A 16,973-nucleotide genomic window follows, 5' to 3' on the forward strand; every position below is an offset into this window, starting at 1 on the left:
ACTTAAGAGGGGATCATGGCGGCAGAAAACGCAACGGCACTATTCTTCGAGAGAGAGATTCGTGCTTTGACGCCGCTTGATCCCCCAAGGGCGGAAACCTTTCTGGCCGACCTTGCGGTGCGCGCCGGAGAAGAGGGACTTACAGGTGTCGTAGCCTTGTTAAAAAAGGCAGAAGCTGAAAGTTTTTTCTCCGCCGTTCTCGATCTTTCTCCATTCATTCGCGAAGCGCTGATCCGTCATCCGCGTATTCTTGATCGCATCGTCGCCAAAGCGCCGGAGGCTGCACTACAGGATATTCTGGCGGAAATCTCCGCCAGTGCTGCGAGCGCGGACGTGACGGAAGCCTCCCTCATGACCAGCCTGCGCGTTTTGAAACGCGAGGCGCATGTCCTGATCGCACTTTGTGATCTCGCTGGCATTTTCAATACGGAAGCAACGACAGGCTGGCTCACCGATCTGGCCGAGGCCTGCACCGGCGCTGCCATCCGGTTTCTGCTGCTTGACGCTGATAGTGCGGGCAAGATCAAACTTCCTGACCGAAACCAGCCCGACAAGGACAGTGGCTGGATTGTTCTCGGCATGGGCAAGTTCGGCGCGCGGGAACTCAATTACTCGTCCGATATTGATCTGATCGTCTTCATCGATGAAACCAGACCGGCTATCGGTGATCCGTATGAATGCGTCGAAACTTTTTCACGGCTGACGCGCCGCCTTGTCCGCATCCTGCAGGACCGTACCGGCGATGGCTATGTCTTCCGGGTCGATCTTCGCCTGCGTCCCGACCCCGGTTCCACGCCGCTCGCCATTCCTGTCGGTGCAGCACTTCATTATTACGAAGGGCGCGGCCAGAACTGGGAACGGGCAGCCATGATCAAGGCCCGTCCCGTTGCGGGGGACCGCGAATCCGGGAAGCAGGTGCTGGCGGAGCTCTCCCCCTATGTTTGGCGCAAGTATCTCGACTATGCTGCCATTGCAGACGTGCACTCGATCAAGCGCCAGATTCACGCCCACAAGGGCCACGGCGATATTGCCGTGCGCGGGCATAATGTGAAGCTCGGACGCGGCGGCATCCGCGAAATCGAATTCTTCGTTCAGACGCAGCAGCTCATCGCTGGCGGACGATTTCCCGAATTGCGCGGCAACCAGACGGTGCCGATGCTCGCACGACTGGCGGAGCAGGGCTGGATCACTGAGAAGGCGCGCGATGCCTTGGCAAAGGAATATTATTTTCTTCGTGACGTCGAGCATCGCATCCAGATGATTGCCGATGAGCAGACGCATATTGTGCCGGAAGACGATGAGGGCTTTGCGCGTGTCGCCCATATGATGGGTTATGCCGATCCGGCGGCCTTTTCCGATGTTTTTCTCGATGCGCTCAAGGTCGTTGAAAGGCACTATGCGGCCCTGTTCGAGCAGGCTCCCGAACTTGGAAGCTCATCCGGCAATCTGGTCTTTACCGGCGATGTGGATGATCCGGGCACGCTGGAGACGCTCGTATCCATGGGCTATGAACGCCCGAGCGATATGTGTCGCGTGATCCGCACGTGGCACTTCGGGCGTTATCGTGCCACACAATCGGCAGAAGCGCGCGAGCGTCTGACCGAGCTTACGCCCGCTCTGCTCAAAGCCTTTGCCGAAACCAAGCGTGCGGATGAAGCGCTCTTGCGTTTCGATGGGTTTCTAAAGGGCTTGCCCGCGGGCATCCAGCTGTTCAGCCTGTTGCAATCCAATCCCCGTCTCCTGAACCTTCTGGTTATGATCATGAGCGCCGCACCTCGGCTTGCTGAAATCATCACCCGTAACCCGCATGTTTTTGACGGTTTGCTTGATCCGGCGATTTTCTCGGAAATGCCGACACGCGCCTATCTGGAAGAACGCCTTCGCGTGTTTCTGGGACCTGCGACCGATTATGAGGAAGTGCTGGACCGGCTGCGCATCTTCGCTGCCGAGCATCGCTTCCTGATCGGTATCCGCTTGCTGACGAGCGCCATTGACGGAGTTCGCGCTGGTCGCGCATTTTCCGATCTGGCCGAACTGATGATCGGTAGGGCATTCGAGGTTGTCGAAGCCGAACTGGAGCGACGCCACGGCAAGGTTAAGGGCGCCAAGGTGGCTCTTCTGGCTATGGGCAAGCTCGGCAGTCGTGAACTCACTGCGGGTTCCGATGTGGATCTGATCTTGCTTTACGATCACGACAAGGAGACGGACGAATCCGATGGCGAAAAGCCACTGGCTCCCTCGCAATATTATATCCGCTTGACCCAGCGGCTCATTGCGGCACTTTCCGCGCCAACGGCGGAAGGCGTGCTCTACGAAGTCGATATGCGGCTGCGCCCTTCCGGCAACAAGGGGCCGGTTGCGACCCATATCGAATCCTTTGGCAAATATCAGCGCAGCGAAGCATGGACATGGGAACATATGGCCCTGACACGCGCGCGCCCGATCCATGGCGACGAGGCCTTTATGGATCACATCAGAAGCGAGATTGACGAGGTTCTTGTCGCCCCTCGCGATGTGAAGAAGATTGCCAAGGATGTGCGCGAGATGCGCGACCTCATCTATCAGGAAAAGCCACCTGCCGATGATTGGGATTTCAAGCTGAAGCCCGGTGGCATTGTCGATCTGGAATTCATCGCTCAGTTTGCCGTGCTGGCCAACAAACTCGACCGGAAGCCGCGTCCCTTGGGTACAGAAGAAATCCTGTCAGCCCTCGACCCGTCCTTTGCTGATCCGGCGCTTGCCGATAATCTTGTCGGCGCCCATCGCCTTTATACCAATCTGAGCCAGACGATCCGTCTGTGTCTTGGAGGCGATGCCAAGCGTGAAGAATTCATACCTGGCATGATCGACCTGCTATGCCGTGCGGCTGACATGCCCGATATAAAACGTGTCGAGCATCACCTGGCGGAAGTCGCCGTTGAAGTGCGGACAAGTTTCGAGAAGCTTTTGAATATTTAGAGCAGTTCCGGCGACTCCGTTTTAACTGGAACAGCTCTAATCAGGCCGCGTGGATTTCCGCACCATGCCCAACGTGACCGCGCTTGCGATCAGGGATGCAGACCGAAACCACGGTGCCAACGCCTTCGGTCGAGCGAATGCGAAGCCAGCCGCCGTGAAGCTCGGCAAGTGAACGGGTGATGGCAAGTCCGAGACCGGAACCGGTATGGGTCTTGGTGAACTGGTTTTCCACCTGCTCGAAGGGCTGGCCGATCTTCTTGATTGCCGATTTCGGGATGCCGACGCCGGTATCCTGAATCGTCATGAAAAGAGCCGAGCCGGTCTTGCGTGCCCGCACCGTGATCTGTCCGCCATAGGATGTGAACTTCACCGCATTGGAGAGAAGGTTGATCAGCACCTGCTTGATCGCGCGCCGGTCGGCATAGAGCTGCATTGCTTCTTCAATGCGCGTATTGACCGCAATATTCTTCTCATCCGCCTGCAGCGAAATCATACGTACCGTTTCATTTATGAGCGGGCAGAGATCGATCTGCTCACGGTCCAGCGAGAAATGGCCGGCCTCGATCTTCGACATGTCGAGAATATCATTGATGACGTTGAGCAGGAAGTTGCCGCTCGTATGGATGTCGTTGATATACTCCTCATAGCGGTCGGAACCGAGCGGACCGAATGTGCCTGCCTGAATCATTTCCGAGAAACCGATGATCGCGTTGAGCGGCGTACGCAGCTCATGGGACATATTGGCGAGGAATTCTGACTTGGCACGGTTCGCAGCCTCGGCGCGTTCCTTTTCCTGACCGTATTTGCGGGCAAGTTCGGACAGCTCACGCACGCGGTCCCGTTCGCCTTTGCGCGCAATCGACAGGTCGTGAATAGTCGCCATCAGGCGGCGTTCGCTGTCGACCAGACGTTCCTGATGCAGCTTGAGCTGGGTAATGTCGGTGCCGATGGAAACAAGCCCGCCATCTTGCGTGCGGCGTTCGTTGACCTGAAGCCAGCGTCCGTCGCTGAGCTGACGTTCGAAGGTCTGGCCACCGGCGCGATTGTGTTCATTGGCCATGCGGCGCTCGAAGGTGAACGGGCGCGTATGGGCATCGACCTCGTTGCGCGGCACGCCGGGTTTCAGCGTCCAGACGGGAAGGCCAGCATATTCACTGAACTTGGAATTCGCCATGACGAGGCGATTGTTGGAATCCCACAGGATGAAGGCCTCAGAAATGTTCTCGATGGCTTCGCGGATGCGCATGTCGGCTTCGGCCGTCTGTTGCGCAAAGCGGTGCTGTTCGCTGACGTCGAAAGCAATGCCGACCAGATGAAGATCGCCTTCGCTGGCGATTTCGGCGCGAACGCGCATCCACACCCATGAACCATCGGCATGGCGCATGCGGAAGACGCGGTCAACGTGCGAGATATCGCCTGCGGCAGCCTGTTCGGCGATGGAATAGAGATCGCCATCTTCCGTGTTGATGATTGCAGCCACATCGCCGAAAGGCAGAACTGCATCCTGCGCTTCGTAGCCCAGCATCTCATACATGGAGCGCGACCAGTAAATGCGACCGCGTGCCATGTCCCAATCCCACAGGCCGCAGCGACCGCGCCCCAGCGCCAGATCGATACGGCGCTGGATCTGGCCGGAAAGGTCGTCGGCCTCGCGAGCTCGCGCCGCTTGGCTGAAATAGGCGTAAAGGATGGCGAACATCACGCCGGTTGTGCCTGCGAAGAGCGTCACATTGAGCGACACTGCCCGGCGCCATTCCGCAAAGATCGTGCTTTCCGGTTCGACGGCGATAACGGAATAGGGCAGGGTCATCGGCTTGGACAAGGCGCCGAAAGCCGGTTCACCTTGCAGCATGACTTTCAGCACGCCTGCACGTTCTGCAAACAGGAATAGCGGCTGCGCTTCGGTAAGGATCGTATCGACCGGCTTGCCGGACAGATCGGATATCGGGCCGGATATTGCGACCACGGAGGATTGCGGGTCGATGACGGCAAGCGTCATGCCGGACGAGGACAGGCCACGCGAACGAAACTCGGCTATTGTGTCCTGAATATCCTTCGCGGCGATCTGTGCGCCCGCGTCGGTGCCGTTAGCAACACGTTCGATCATCTGTGCAAGATTGGCGGTTGCAGCCGACAGAAATGCCTTATGCTGTTGCTCGATATCTTCCCGCCACGCCAGCATCGAAAAGACGCGCGCTACGCCGAGAATAATCAGAAAGATAATGATGAGCGCTGGAACGAGGCGTCGCAGGATAGGCTCGATTGAGATGAACTTGCCATAGGCCGGACCAGCAAGAAGACTGACATGGCCCGAAAGCTTGCCTTTCCTTCTTTTCCGACCGGATTCGCAATGCGTCCCCGCCGGCGCGCCATACGCGTCGGTGCTCGCCATATAATGGTCCCTCGTGAATTCCCTGCGAGTGAAGTGATTCGGAATACGCCACCTCCGAATGTCATCAATGAATCAAAAGTGATTCGCGCTGTCCAGCGAATTCGTTAACGAGGCGTAAAAATCGGGGTTTTCATCAGCCGATTTATTCATGAATCTCAAGCTCTTAAGTGGAATCGATATTGCATCTGATTCGCCTAAAGGCATGAAAAGACTCACGAAAGCTGACTGTCCACCGCCTCTGCGTTCATCAGCATGAAAAGGCTCGTTCCGATTGCCGGTTAAGCAGTCGGAGCGAGCAAATCATCAAGTCGATCAGGATAGGTCGCGAATCAGGCGAGAGTGCGGTCCACGATATCGCGCAGGTCGGTAGACAGTTTGCCCGCGCCCGAAATACGCGCCAGCGCTGCCCTTGCATGTTCGCGGCGTGTATCTTCGAGCGAACGCCAGGAGCGAAGCGCCGTCAGAAGCCGTGCGGCAAGCTGTGGATTTTCCGGATCGATGGACAGGATCGTATCTGCAAAGAACTCGTAGGCTGCACCATCCTTGCGGTTGAAGCCGGTTGGATTGGATGCGGAGAACGAACCAATCACCGAGCGGACGCGGTTTGGATTGTCGAGCGAGAAGAGGGCGTGTTTCGTAAGATCGCGCACGGCCTGCAAGGCTTCGTCGCCGGGACGGCTCGCCTGCACGCTGAACCACTTGTCCATCACAAGACCATCCTTGCCGAACTGGCGTTCGAAACTTGCCAGTGCGTCCTTTGCCTCGTTCGTATCACCAAAGCGGTGTACCAGCACGGCCAATGCCGCGAAGCGGTCGGTCATATTATCCGCATTGGCGAACTGGCTGGTGGCCCGTTTCTGGTTTTTCTCGTGACGGCTCAGATAATCGAGCAGCACGTTCCGCAAGGCACGTTTGCCTGCCGCGCCTGCATCTGGCGAGAAGGCGCCGTCCTGTTTCAGGGCATCGTAGAGCTTGGTGAAATCGCCAGCATAACGGGCGGCAATGGCGTCCACGAAGTGGTTTCGGCTGGCGAGGATCGCATCCGGATCGACATTGCTGCCCATTTCGCGCGCGATGTCGCTTTCGCTCGGCAGCGTGAGGCAGAGCGCGCGGAAGGCTGGATCAAGCGTTTCGTCGGAAGCAACGTTTCCGGCAAGTTCGATGATTTTATCGTCAACCGCCGGTGCATGACCGCCGCGAATACGCTTGGCGCCTTCGAGCAGAACCTGGTTGAAAATTCCGGTCAATGCTTGCCAGCGCGCCACCGGATCGCTGTCGTTCAGGGCCAGGAATGCGCGAGCATCGTCGGATAGGGGCGCCGACAGGTTTACGGGAGCAGAGAACCCGCGCAACAGCGACGGAACAGGGCGTTCCTTGATGCCATGAAAGACGATCGTTTCGGACGGACGATGCAGATGAATAACGTCGCCGCGCACGTCCCCACCTTCGACGGATGTTGGAACCATATCCTCGCCGTCAGTTCCGATAAGGCCGAAAGCTATCGGGATATGCATCGGCTTCTTGACTGTTTGTCCGGGCGTTGCCCCCAGCGACTGTGCCAGTTCAATCGAGAAGGTTTCCTTCGCAGCATCGTAGGAGAAAGCAGCTTCCACCTTCGGCGTTCCGGCCTGATCGTACCAGAGCGCGAACTGTGAAAAGTCCTGACCGGAAACATCGGCGAAGACCTTGATGAAATCCTCGATAGTTGCGGCTTCCCCGTCATGGCGCTCGAAATAGAGGTCCATACCCTTGCGGAACAGCTCAGGCCCAATGATCGTGCGGATCATGCGCACGCCTTCCGAACCTTTTTCATAGACGGTTGCCGTATAGAAATTGTTGATCTCGCGATATTCGCGCGGGCGCACGGGATGAGCGAGTGGTCCGGCATCTTCGGGGAATTGCTGCGCCTTGAGAATTTTCACTTCGGCGATGCGCTTAACCGGGCGCGAGCGCTCATCGGCGGAGAATTCGTGATCGCGATAGACCGTCAGGCCTTCCTTGAGGCAGAGCTGGAACCAGTCGCGGCAGGTGATGCGGTTTCCGGTCCAGTTATGGAAATATTCATGTGCGATGACCGCCTCGATGCCCGCATAGTCAACGTCGGTAGCGGTTTCAGGGTCGGCCAGCACATATTTGTCGTTGAAGACGTTGAGCCCCTTGTTCTCCATCGCGCCCATGTTGAAATCGGAAACGGCAACGATGTTGAAGACGTCGAGATCATATTCGCGGCTGAACTTTTCTTCGTCCCAGCGCATGGAGCGTTTCAATGCATCCATCGCGTAGAGGGCGCGGCCTTCCTTGCCATGCTCGACATAGATCGCCAGATCGACCGGTTTTCCTGACTTCGTGGTGAAGTGATCCTTCACGACGCCGAGCGATCCGGCAACGAGCGCGAAGAGATAGGATGGTTTTGGGTGCGGATCATGCCAGATGGTGAAATGCCGGTCCGGCGTGCCTTCGACCGATCCGCTCTCGACCGGATTGCCGTTGGACAGAAGAATAGGAGCGGCTTGTTCGTTGGCGTCAACCCGTACGGTATAGACTGACAGAACATCCGGGCGATCATAATAATAGGTAATGCGGCGGAAACCTTCTGCCTCGCACTGCGTGCAATAGACGCCGCTTGAACGATAGAGGCCGGATAGCTGGCGGTTGGTGGTTGGATTGATTTCCGTCACGACTTCAAGCGTGAAGCGCTTGCCTTCCGGCAGGTCGCTGATTTCGAGCTGATCGGGCGTTGCGATATAGCTGTTGTCGGCGAGTTGCTTGCCGTCGATGGCGATGCTGACGAGTTTCAGTTCGTCACCATCGAGAATCAATGGCGTACCAGCTGCAGTGCCATCGCGACGCTCAATCGTGAGGGTCGCACGGACGATGGTTTTTTCCGGTTCCAGGGAGAAGTCCAGTTTCGTCTCGGGTATGGCGTAAGGGGTCGGACGGTAATCTTCGAGACGAAATGTCTGGCCGGTTTCAGTACGCATAGCGAAACTCTCTCCCTGAACTCTCATTGAACTCACGATGATAGATTGGTACCTAAAATTGCCGCCAAGGGAAACTCAATTCCAGAACAACCAACTGGCCTTTTGTGGCCGGAGCATTTCCAGCAAAACTGCGAAGCGTCAGCGCGGGGAAATCAGTTCACTGGATTGATTTCCATTCCCGCTTCGATGCGTCGGATAATGCGACAAAACAAACGACAGGCGCTTTGCCAAATAATTTTCAGCTTGAACCTTGTGCTACTGGTGCTGTGTCACAAACAGGAATAAGAAAACAGGCGCTCGAATACTTTGGGCGAACCTGCGTTTCATGTTTTAAGGAATTGCGTTGTGAACGCTCATGCGAGCGCGCCTGTCGAGGCTGCCCATCTTGAAACGAACCCGATGCTCGGCATCGGTCTCAAAATCGCTTCCGTTGCTGTTTTTGTCGCCATGTCCACCTTGCTGAAAGCAGCTGAAGGCGTGCCTGTCGGACAGTTGATCTTCTTCCGGTCGTTCTTCGCAATCTTCGCTATATTGCTCTATCTGGGGTGGCGCGGGCAGCTTTCTGGCGTGTTCCGCACCCAGAACGGTTTCAGCCATTTCTGGCGCGGACTGGTGGGTGTCTGTTCCATGTCGATGAGCTTTTTCGCTCTCACCAAGCTACCGCTGCCCGAAGCAATCGCGATCAACTACGCTTCACCACTGATTACCGTCATCCTTGGTGCGGTCATCCTGCATGAAGTTGTGCGGTTTTATCGCTGGAGCGCGGTTCTCATCGGGCTTGGTGGCGTGATGGTTATCATCTGGCCGCGGCTGACAGTGTTTTCCGGCGGTAGCATGGGGCATGACGAGGCCATGGGTGCGTTCGCCGCTCTTGGTGCGGCTATCTTGTCTGCGGTGGCGATGATGCTTGTACGCCGCCTCGTGCAGACGGAACGCACCTCGACCATCGTGATCTATTTTTCCATATCCGCGAGCGTCATCTCCTTGGTGAGCTTTCCTTTTGGCTGGATCGTGCCGAACTGGTCGCAGCTTGCCATGCTGGTCGGTGCTGGTTTTGCCGGGGGCGTCGGCCAGATTCTTCTGACCGAGTGCTATCGCCATGCGCCGATGTCGACGATTGCTCCCTTCGAATACACGTCGATGCTGCTGGGACTAGCCATCGGCTTTCTGCTGTTCGGCGATATTCCGACCTTCGAAATGCTGGCCGGTAGCGCCATCGTCATGGCGGCAGGCGGTTTCATCATTTACCGCGAGCACAAGCTTTCGATTGCGCCCCACAAGGTCAACGCACCGCAGACGCAATAGAATTCAGCTTTGACCGGGTGTGCCTTCTGCACGGGGATCGAGCTGCATGGTCTCCGGCGTGGACTGGCCGTCCGGCGTATGGAATTTGTACTCGGTCTTCTGGTCGCTGATCGCCGGGCGCTCGAAGCGGCGGATACGCCAGAAGGCATGCAGGCCGTATAAGCCGTAGGCGATGGCCATGGTTACGAAGAAGCCCGATGCGCCAATCATATCCATCAACGGGCCGGAAAGGGCAGGCCCGATGACACTGCCCACGCCGTAAATAATCAGCAACCCGCCGGAGACCTTCACGAATTCGCTGGCATCTGCGTAGTCATTGGCGTGAGCGACGTTGAGGCTGTAGATCGGATAAATCACCGAACCGAACAGAAACATCATCGCGTAAAGCGCATAGGGCGAGGTGGGGTAGAACAGCACCATCACCATCGACAAGGCAAAGCCGATGACACCGGCGATCACCATGACATAGCGACGATCGACAAAGTCCGATCCCCGTCCGAGCGGGTACTGGAAGATAGCGCCACCGATCATGGCGCAGGCAAGCATTGTGGCGATGCCGAAGGTGGAGAGGCCATTCATCTCACCGTAAATCGCGGCGAGGAAGTTCCAGGTACCTGCAACGATACCTGCAATCAGCGAGCCAACAGCCGCAGCAGGTGACCGTCGATAAAGTCCCTTCAAATCGAGCGAAACCTGCGTCAGCGGATTGGGTGACTGCGCGCTTGAAAGGGCGGTTGGAAGCAGTGCGCTTGCATAGATGATGGCACAAATGATGAAGAGCGTCTGCGTTCCCGCATCGCCGAACGGCAGGATGTACTGCCCGCAGAGCAGGCCGAGCATGGTGATGATCATATAGATCGAAAAGATGCGACCGCGCGTTTCATTGGTTACGCGCTCGTTCAGCCAGCTTTCAATAATCATGTAGCTGCCTGCGAGCGAAAAGCCCGCAACGCCACGGAAGATCATCCATGCGACAGGATTGACGACCAGTGCGTGGAAAAGCAGCGCCATCGAAAGCAACGTCGCAAGCGAAGAGAATACGCGCACATGCCCAACGCGCCGCACCAGATGCGGTACTACAATGCAGCCGATCGTGAAGGCGAGGGAATAGCTCGTACCCATCCAGCCGATGGTCGTGGTCGACCAGCCTTCCATGCCGCCCCGCAGGGGCAGAAGAATACCCGCAAGGCCACCGGCGAGCAGCATCAGAAAGGTGCTTGCAAGCAAAGCGGCTATGGGCAGGAGCTGGCCAGCCATGAAAAACTCCACAGTGAAATCCCATGGGGAAACTGAATTTAGGGCTACTTGTCGCCGAAAGGCGGTTTGGCAAGCGGCGAAATAGAACTAGTTTGCGGCATGTTGGTGACAGTGCCGTCTGCGTCGCCTGCCGATGCCACTGAACTAAAAAGATTTCAACTCATCAATTCGGCCAATTTCAGCTTCACAGCCAGAAAATCGCGCCATGCAAAACGCTTTTGTGCCGGTGTCCTGAGAAGATATGCGGGATGCAGGGTCGGCATGACGGGAATTTCGAGGCCGTTGGGCGTACGATGAATTTTCCAGTTGCCGCGCAGGCGCAGGATGCCTTCCGTCGCGCCGGTGAGGGCCTTGCCCGCAGGACCGCCCAGGGCAACCAGAACTTTTGGTGAGGCAAGCTCGATCTGTCGTTCGATGAATGGCCGACAAAGTTCCGTCTCAAGCGGTGTCGGCGTACGGTTGCCGGGCGGACGCCACGGGATCGTGTTGGCGATGTAGACGCTTTCTCGCTTCAGGTCGATGGATTCGATCATGCGATTGAGAAGCTGTCCGGATTTTCCGACAAACGGCAATCCTTCCATATCCTCATCTCGTCCGGGCGCTTCACCGATGAACATGATGTCGGATGACGGATCACCATCGGCGAAACAAAGGTTCTTCGCCGTGAATTTCAGGTTGCAGCCGTCGAATGCCGCAAGCTTCTCCCGCAATTCTTCCAGCGTTGAAGCCTGTGCCGCCGCTTCGCGTGCGAGCGCAATCTGCGCCGTATCGGGAAGGTCGGCTGCGGCTTGCACAGGCTTGCTGGTGGGGGCGGGGGCCGGCGCTGGGCGCGGTTGTTGCTGCCGGGCGCGCTCAGGTGAATTCGGCATCTGCGCGGTTGGCTGCGAAGAGGCAGGGCGTTGAGGCTCTGCAAACCGGTCTATCGGCGTTTCGGAAAGCGGCATGTCAATGCCTGCCTCCGCATAGAAGCGGAGCAAACCTTCAATATCCAGCGGTTCGCGATTATCAGCCATTATCTACCTCACCTCTGAGGTGGCGAATTTTGCAGGTGAATGCAAGAGCCCGGTTTAGATTTAGGGTTCGTTTGGCCTGTTAGTGACAGTTCATACCCTGTTTGATGCGCATATAGCCAGGCAAGGTGCGAACATGGTCCTGACATGACACGAGGACATGCTTCTTCTACCATCACAAACAAATCTTCATCGCGGCTTCTTGAATGGAATGAATTTGACGTTTACGTTAAGGTAAATCAATTTGAGGACGTAGGACGCCTGTTTTGGACAATTGGACGCATTTGCGGCAGTCTCCAACTCTGCGACAGGGTAAGGCAGAATACGGGGAAACGGCGATCTTTTCGTACCGCCAGTGCTGACGGGCAGTCGGTTCATGGGTATTCGCGATTAGATCATGCACAAAAACAATTGGATGCGTCGTCTGGGCTACCTTAGTGAGAAGACGATGTTACACCGGACGGAGGGATGAATGTCTGAAGCCCCAGAATATGCAAACCAGGAGCTTCCCGAACGCGAGAGCATGGAATTCGACGTTGTGATCGTCGGCGCAGGCCCTGCGGGCCTTGCTGCGGCAATCCGTTTGAAGCAGGCGAATCCAGAGCTGTCCGTCGTCGTCCTCGAAAAGGGCGGGGAAGTCGGCGCGCATATTCTTTCCGGCGCTGTCGTTGATCCGGTAGGTATCGACCAGCTTCTGCCGGGCTGGCGCGAGGAAGAGGGGCACCCTTTCAAGACGCCGGTTACTGCCGATCATTTCCTCGTGCTGGGGCCCGCAGGTTCAGTACGCCTGCCGAATTTCGCCATGCCGCCTCTGATGAGCAATCATGGCAATTACATTGTGTCTCTGGGCAATGTCTGCCGCTGGCTCGGCACCAAAGCCGAAGAACTTGGCGTAGAAATCTATCCGGGTTTTGCAGCAACCGAGGTGCTCTACAATGACGAGGGCGCGGTCATCGGCGTCGCCACTGGCGATATGGGCGTCGAGCGCGACGGAACGCATGGGCCGAACTACACGCGCGGCATGGCGCTGCTCGGCAAATATACGCTGGTCGGCGAAGGCGCGCGCGGCTCGCTTGCCAAGCAGCTGATCACCAAGTTCAAGCTCGACGAAGGCCGTGAACCGGCGAAATACGGTATTGGCCTCAAGGAACTATGGCAGGTTGATCCTTCCAAGCACAAGCCGGGTCTGGTCCAGCACTCCTTCGGCTGGCCGCTCGACATGAAGACGGGCGGCGGCTCGTTCCTTTATCATCTGGAAGACAATATGGTTGCGGTCGGTTTCGTGCTGCATCTCAACTACAAGAACCCGTATCTGTCGCCGTTTGAAGAGTTCCAGCGTTTCAAGACGCATCCGGCCATCAAGGATGTCTTTGAGGGTGGCAAGCGTCTTTCCTATGGCGCACGTGCGATTACCGAAGGTGGCTTCCAGTCGGTGCCAAAGCTGTCGTTCCCGGGTGGAGCGCTCATCGGCTGCTCGGCTGGTCTGGTCAACGTGCCGCGCATCAAGGGCAGCCACAATGCGGTTCTTTCCGGCATTCTCGCTGCCGACAAGATCGCCGAGGCAATTACCGCAGGCCGCGCCAATGACGAGCCGGTCGAGATCGAGAACAATTGGCGTTCAAGCCTGATCGGCACGGATTTGAAGCGGGTGCGCAACGTCAAGCCGCTGTGGTCGAAGTTCGGCACGATTGCCGGCGTGGCGCTCGGTGGTCTCGATATGTGGACCAACCAGCTTTTCGGCTTCTCTATCTTCGGGACGCTGAAGCATGGCAAGACTGATGCGCAGTCGCTTGAGCCGGCTGCAAAACACGCGAAGATCGATTATCCGAAGCCGGATGGCGTTCTGACCTTTGATCGTCTGTCGTCGGTGTTCCTGTCGAACACGAACCATGACGAGAACGAGCCTGTGCATCTTCAGGTTCGCGACATGAAATTGCAGCAGACTTCCGAACACGACGTATTCGCTGGTCCGTCGACGCGTTACTGCCCTGCGGGTGTTTATGAATGGGTGGATGCCGACGGCAACTCCGCAGCGGATCCGCAGGCAAAGGATGTGCGGTTTGTCATCAACGCTCAGAACTGCGTGCACTGCAAGACTTGCGACATCAAGGACCCGAACCAGAATATCAACTGGGTACCGCCACAAGGCGGCGAGGGACCTGTTTACGTGAACATGTAATGTTTACGTGATGACACGAGAAAAAGGCGGTCTGGGACCGCCTTTTTTTATTGCAGCATGACGGACTGCGTTTCCGGTTCTTCTTCATCTGGCCGAACGGGTGGTGGAACGGAAAAATCGAGCCGCACTGGCAGATGATCGGAACCAGCATCTTCGCGAGCTGAAACCTTCGCCCCTCCGATTTCAGGGCTTACGAGTATCTGATCAATCGGCAGGCCGATGTAAGGAGCGAGCTTAACAGGCAGTAGGTGCGTCATCCACGTGCCGCCAATACCGGTCATATGGCGGGTGCCGGAGGCACGTTCGACGCGGCGAACGGCATTGCTCCACGGCGCTGCATTGAAGTCACCGGCGACGACCAGAGGACCTTTCAGCTTCTGCAGTTCCGGTTCGATGTAGCGGAGTTGATAAGGCTGCCAGCGCGGCCATGGCCATGAAAAGTGCAGTGCTGCGACATGCACGGTCGTTCCGCCGAAATTGATCGGTGCAATTGCGAGCAAACCATCGCCGACACAGGCCGTCTGTGCATCTTCGCTGAAAGGCCGCTTCGAAAGGATGCCCACGCCCCATGTGTTGGGATCGTCAGCACAATTGAGATGGTAGGGATAGGAGCCCTGGAGAATGGTGAGCCACTTGGTCCATTGGTCGCTTGCTTCCTCATAGGTGATGACGTCCGGCTTCTCCCGCGCGATCATCTGGAGAATGCGTTTCGGCTCGGGATTGTCTTCGCGTAAATTGATCTGGACGAGACGGTAGCGTGCGCCGCCTTGTTCCTGCGCATGGGCGCCCGTGGAGCCGCTCAGGAAATCGCGTGCAGCACCAACAGTCGTGCTTAGAGCCATGACGGCAAAGAGTAGCAGCATCGCCGCCTCACGCCGCATCTTGGTGAAAAGCAAGGGAATGGTCAGCACTGCCAGCAGGACGGACAGATGAGCTCGAAAATGCGAAAAGGAGTCGAGAGCCGGGTGCACCGCTCCAAGAAATCCCAGCACGAGCGGAACCGACAGCGCGACAGCAGCCAGCAGCAACAGGAATGAAAGGTTTTCACGGCTTTTCGACATGAAATGCCTCTAGCTATCGAATACGGCGCGATGATGGAGGTGAAGGCAATTGGGAAGTAGGGGAATAAGGCAGTATGTTAAGAGCATCATCTGTTGCTAACCAACATATCGCTCTACTGCCTTACTACCCTATTCCCCTAGCGTCACTGAAAAGCCGTCTCGTAGAAGCTGCGAAGCTTGCGGGAATGCAGCCGCTCATCCGGCATGGCCGCGATTTTTTCCATCGCGCGGATGCCGATGCGCAGATGCTGCGCCACCTGCCGCTTGTAAAATTCGGTCGCCATGCCCGGCAGTTTCAGTTCGCCGTGCAGCGGCTTGTCGGAAACACAGAGCAGGGTGCCGTAAGGCACACGGAAACGGAAACCATTGGCCGCAATTGTCGCTGACTCCATATCAAGTGCGACAGCACGCGCCTGCGAAAGGCGCTGCACCGGGCCGCGCTGGTCGCGCAGTTCCCAGTTGCGATTGTCGATGGTCGCGACCGTACCGGTACGCATGATCTGTTTCAAATCATAACCTTCCAGACCGGTGATTTCCTCAACGGCCTCTTCCAGCGCAACCTGAATTTCCGCAAGCGCTGGCAACGGCACCCAGACAGGCAGATCGTCATCGAGAACATGGTCTTCGCGCATATAGGCGTGCGCCAGAACATAATCGCCGAGCTGCTGGCTGTTGCGCAGGCCAGCACAGTGACCAAGCATCAACCAGGCGTGGGGGCGAAGCACCGCAATATGGTCGGTTATGGTCTTGGCGTTGGACGGTCCCACGCCAATATTGACCATCGTGATGCCCGAATGGTCGGCCCGCTGCAGGTGATAGGCTGGCATCTGGGGCAGGCGGGGCAGAGGGCTGCCACTGCTTGGCTCGGTCTCGCCCGCGCGGGTGATCAGATTGCCCGGTTCCACAAACTGTTCATAACCGCCACCGCCTTTTGCCATCAGATCGCGGGCATAGGCGCAGAACTCGTCCATATAAAACTGGTAGTTGGTGAACAGCACAAAGTTCTGGAAATGCGCCGGGCTTGTCGCCGTGTAGTGCGCCAGCCGATGCAGCGAATAATCGACGCGCTGGGCTGTGAATGGCGCAAGCGGCATCGGTTCGCCTGGTGCAGGCTCAAAGTCGGCATTGACGATCTTGTCGTCGGTTGCCGCCAGATCGGGCACATCGAACAGATCACGCAGGGGATGTGTGAAGGCGTTGGCGACGGATGCCTCGACATAGGTGCCTTCCTTGAAGGCAAAATGGATCGGGATCGGCGTCGAAGATTCTTTCACCGTCACGGTCACGCCATGATTGCGCATGAGGAGACGAATCTGCTCGTTCAGATAATGGTCGAACAAATCGGGCCGTGTGATGTTTGCGGAATAATCGCCGGGCGTCGAGACATGGCCATAGGCCAGTCGTGAATCCACATGCGCGAAGCTGGACGTGGACAGGCAGATTTCGGGATAATAAGCGCGATAGCGCTGTGGTGGAACCTCGCCGCGCGCAACCTTCTCGAACGCATCGCGCAGGAAGGCGGTATTGCGATCATATAGTTTTTGCAGGGCGGCAACCGCCGCTCCGGCGTCGTTGAAAACCTCCGGGTCAACGGTGGGAGGTGTTTTGATCTCGGTCAAAAATGGATGTTCGATTCGCTGTGTCATGGCCTAGTGTCGTGATCTCGAAGTTCGCCTGTGTTTCGATATCGTAGTCGTAAGCGAACTTCGAGATCGAAACGACACTAGGAAACCAAGCTGCTAGTGTCCTTTTGATTCTGAAATTTGCATCTCGCTTGATATCATTCTCAATGCAAATTTCAGAATCAGGACACTAGTATAGCAAAACCGA

General features: G+C 56.9%; 9 protein-coding genes. 3 read left to right on the top strand and 6 right to left on the bottom strand.

The features are described from left to right. Positions 1-15: 15 nt before the first annotated feature. Positions 16-2,958, top strand: a complete 2,943-nt coding sequence (locus FG152_RS05830) for a bifunctional [glutamine synthetase] adenylyltransferase/[glutamine synthetase]-adenylyl-L-tyrosine phosphorylase (protein ID WP_498985482.1) — start codon at positions 16-18, stop codon at positions 2,956-2,958. A gap of 40 nt (positions 2,959-2,998) precedes the next feature. Here the strand turns inward: FG152_RS05830 and FG152_RS05835 are convergent, their stop codons facing one another. After that, on the bottom strand, positions 2,999-5,350 hold the full coding sequence (locus FG152_RS05835; protein WP_114048345.1) for a PAS domain-containing sensor histidine kinase: 2,352 nt from the start codon (positions 5,348-5,350) through the stop codon (positions 2,999-3,001). A 329-nt stretch (positions 5,351-5,679) separates the two neighbouring features. After that, positions 5,680-8,331 carry an aminopeptidase N gene (pepN, locus tag FG152_RS05840; protein WP_331664403.1) on the bottom strand — a complete coding sequence of 884 codons (2,652 nt, stop codon included), beginning with the start codon at positions 8,329-8,331 and terminating at the stop codon, positions 5,680-5,682. Positions 8,332-8,730: 399 nt separating this feature from the next. On the opposite strand from pepN, the gene FG152_RS05845 reads away from it, so the two are divergent. Beyond that, positions 8,731-9,636 (top strand): DMT family transporter, encoded by a 906-nt coding sequence (locus tag FG152_RS05845; protein WP_275982702.1) that lies wholly within the window; start codon positions 8,731-8,733, stop codon positions 9,634-9,636. A gap of 3 nt (positions 9,637-9,639) precedes the next feature. Here FG152_RS05845 and FG152_RS05850 read toward each other — a convergent pair whose 3' ends face one another. Together FG152_RS05850 and FG152_RS05855 are read right to left on the bottom strand one after the other, a co-directional pair. After that, positions 9,640-10,893, bottom strand: coding sequence for an MFS transporter (locus FG152_RS05850; protein ID WP_498985483.1), 1,254 nt, complete (start codon positions 10,891-10,893; stop codon positions 9,640-9,642). Positions 10,894-11,048: 155 nt separating this feature from the next. Then, positions 11,049-11,906 (bottom strand): uracil-DNA glycosylase, encoded by an 858-nt coding sequence (locus FG152_RS05855; protein WP_105528956.1) that lies wholly within the window; start codon positions 11,904-11,906, stop codon positions 11,049-11,051. A gap of 469 nt (positions 11,907-12,375) precedes the next feature. On the opposite strand from FG152_RS05855, the gene FG152_RS05860 reads away from it, so the two are divergent. After that, positions 12,376-14,082, top strand: coding sequence for an electron transfer flavoprotein-ubiquinone oxidoreductase (locus FG152_RS05860; RefSeq protein ID WP_040129542.1), 1,707 nt, complete (start codon positions 12,376-12,378; stop codon positions 14,080-14,082). A gap of 47 nt (positions 14,083-14,129) precedes the next feature. Here FG152_RS05860 and FG152_RS05865 read toward each other — a convergent pair whose 3' ends face one another. Together FG152_RS05865 and FG152_RS05870 are read right to left on the bottom strand one after the other, a co-directional pair. After that, positions 14,130-15,143, bottom strand: coding sequence for an endonuclease/exonuclease/phosphatase family protein (locus FG152_RS05865; RefSeq protein ID WP_010661610.1), 1,014 nt, complete (start codon positions 15,141-15,143; stop codon positions 14,130-14,132). A 143-nt stretch (positions 15,144-15,286) separates the two neighbouring features. Beyond that, the gene (locus FG152_RS05870; RefSeq protein WP_029925285.1) at positions 15,287-16,789 is read right to left on the bottom strand and encodes an AMP nucleosidase; all 1,503 of its coding nucleotides are present in this window, start codon (positions 16,787-16,789) and stop codon (positions 15,287-15,289) included. Between the last annotated feature and the right edge of the window lie 184 nt (positions 16,790-16,973).

Source organism: Ochrobactrum sp. XJ1 (assembly GCF_024701725.1).
Classification (GTDB): Bacteria; Pseudomonadota; Alphaproteobacteria; order Rhizobiales; family Rhizobiaceae; genus Brucella; species Brucella anthropi.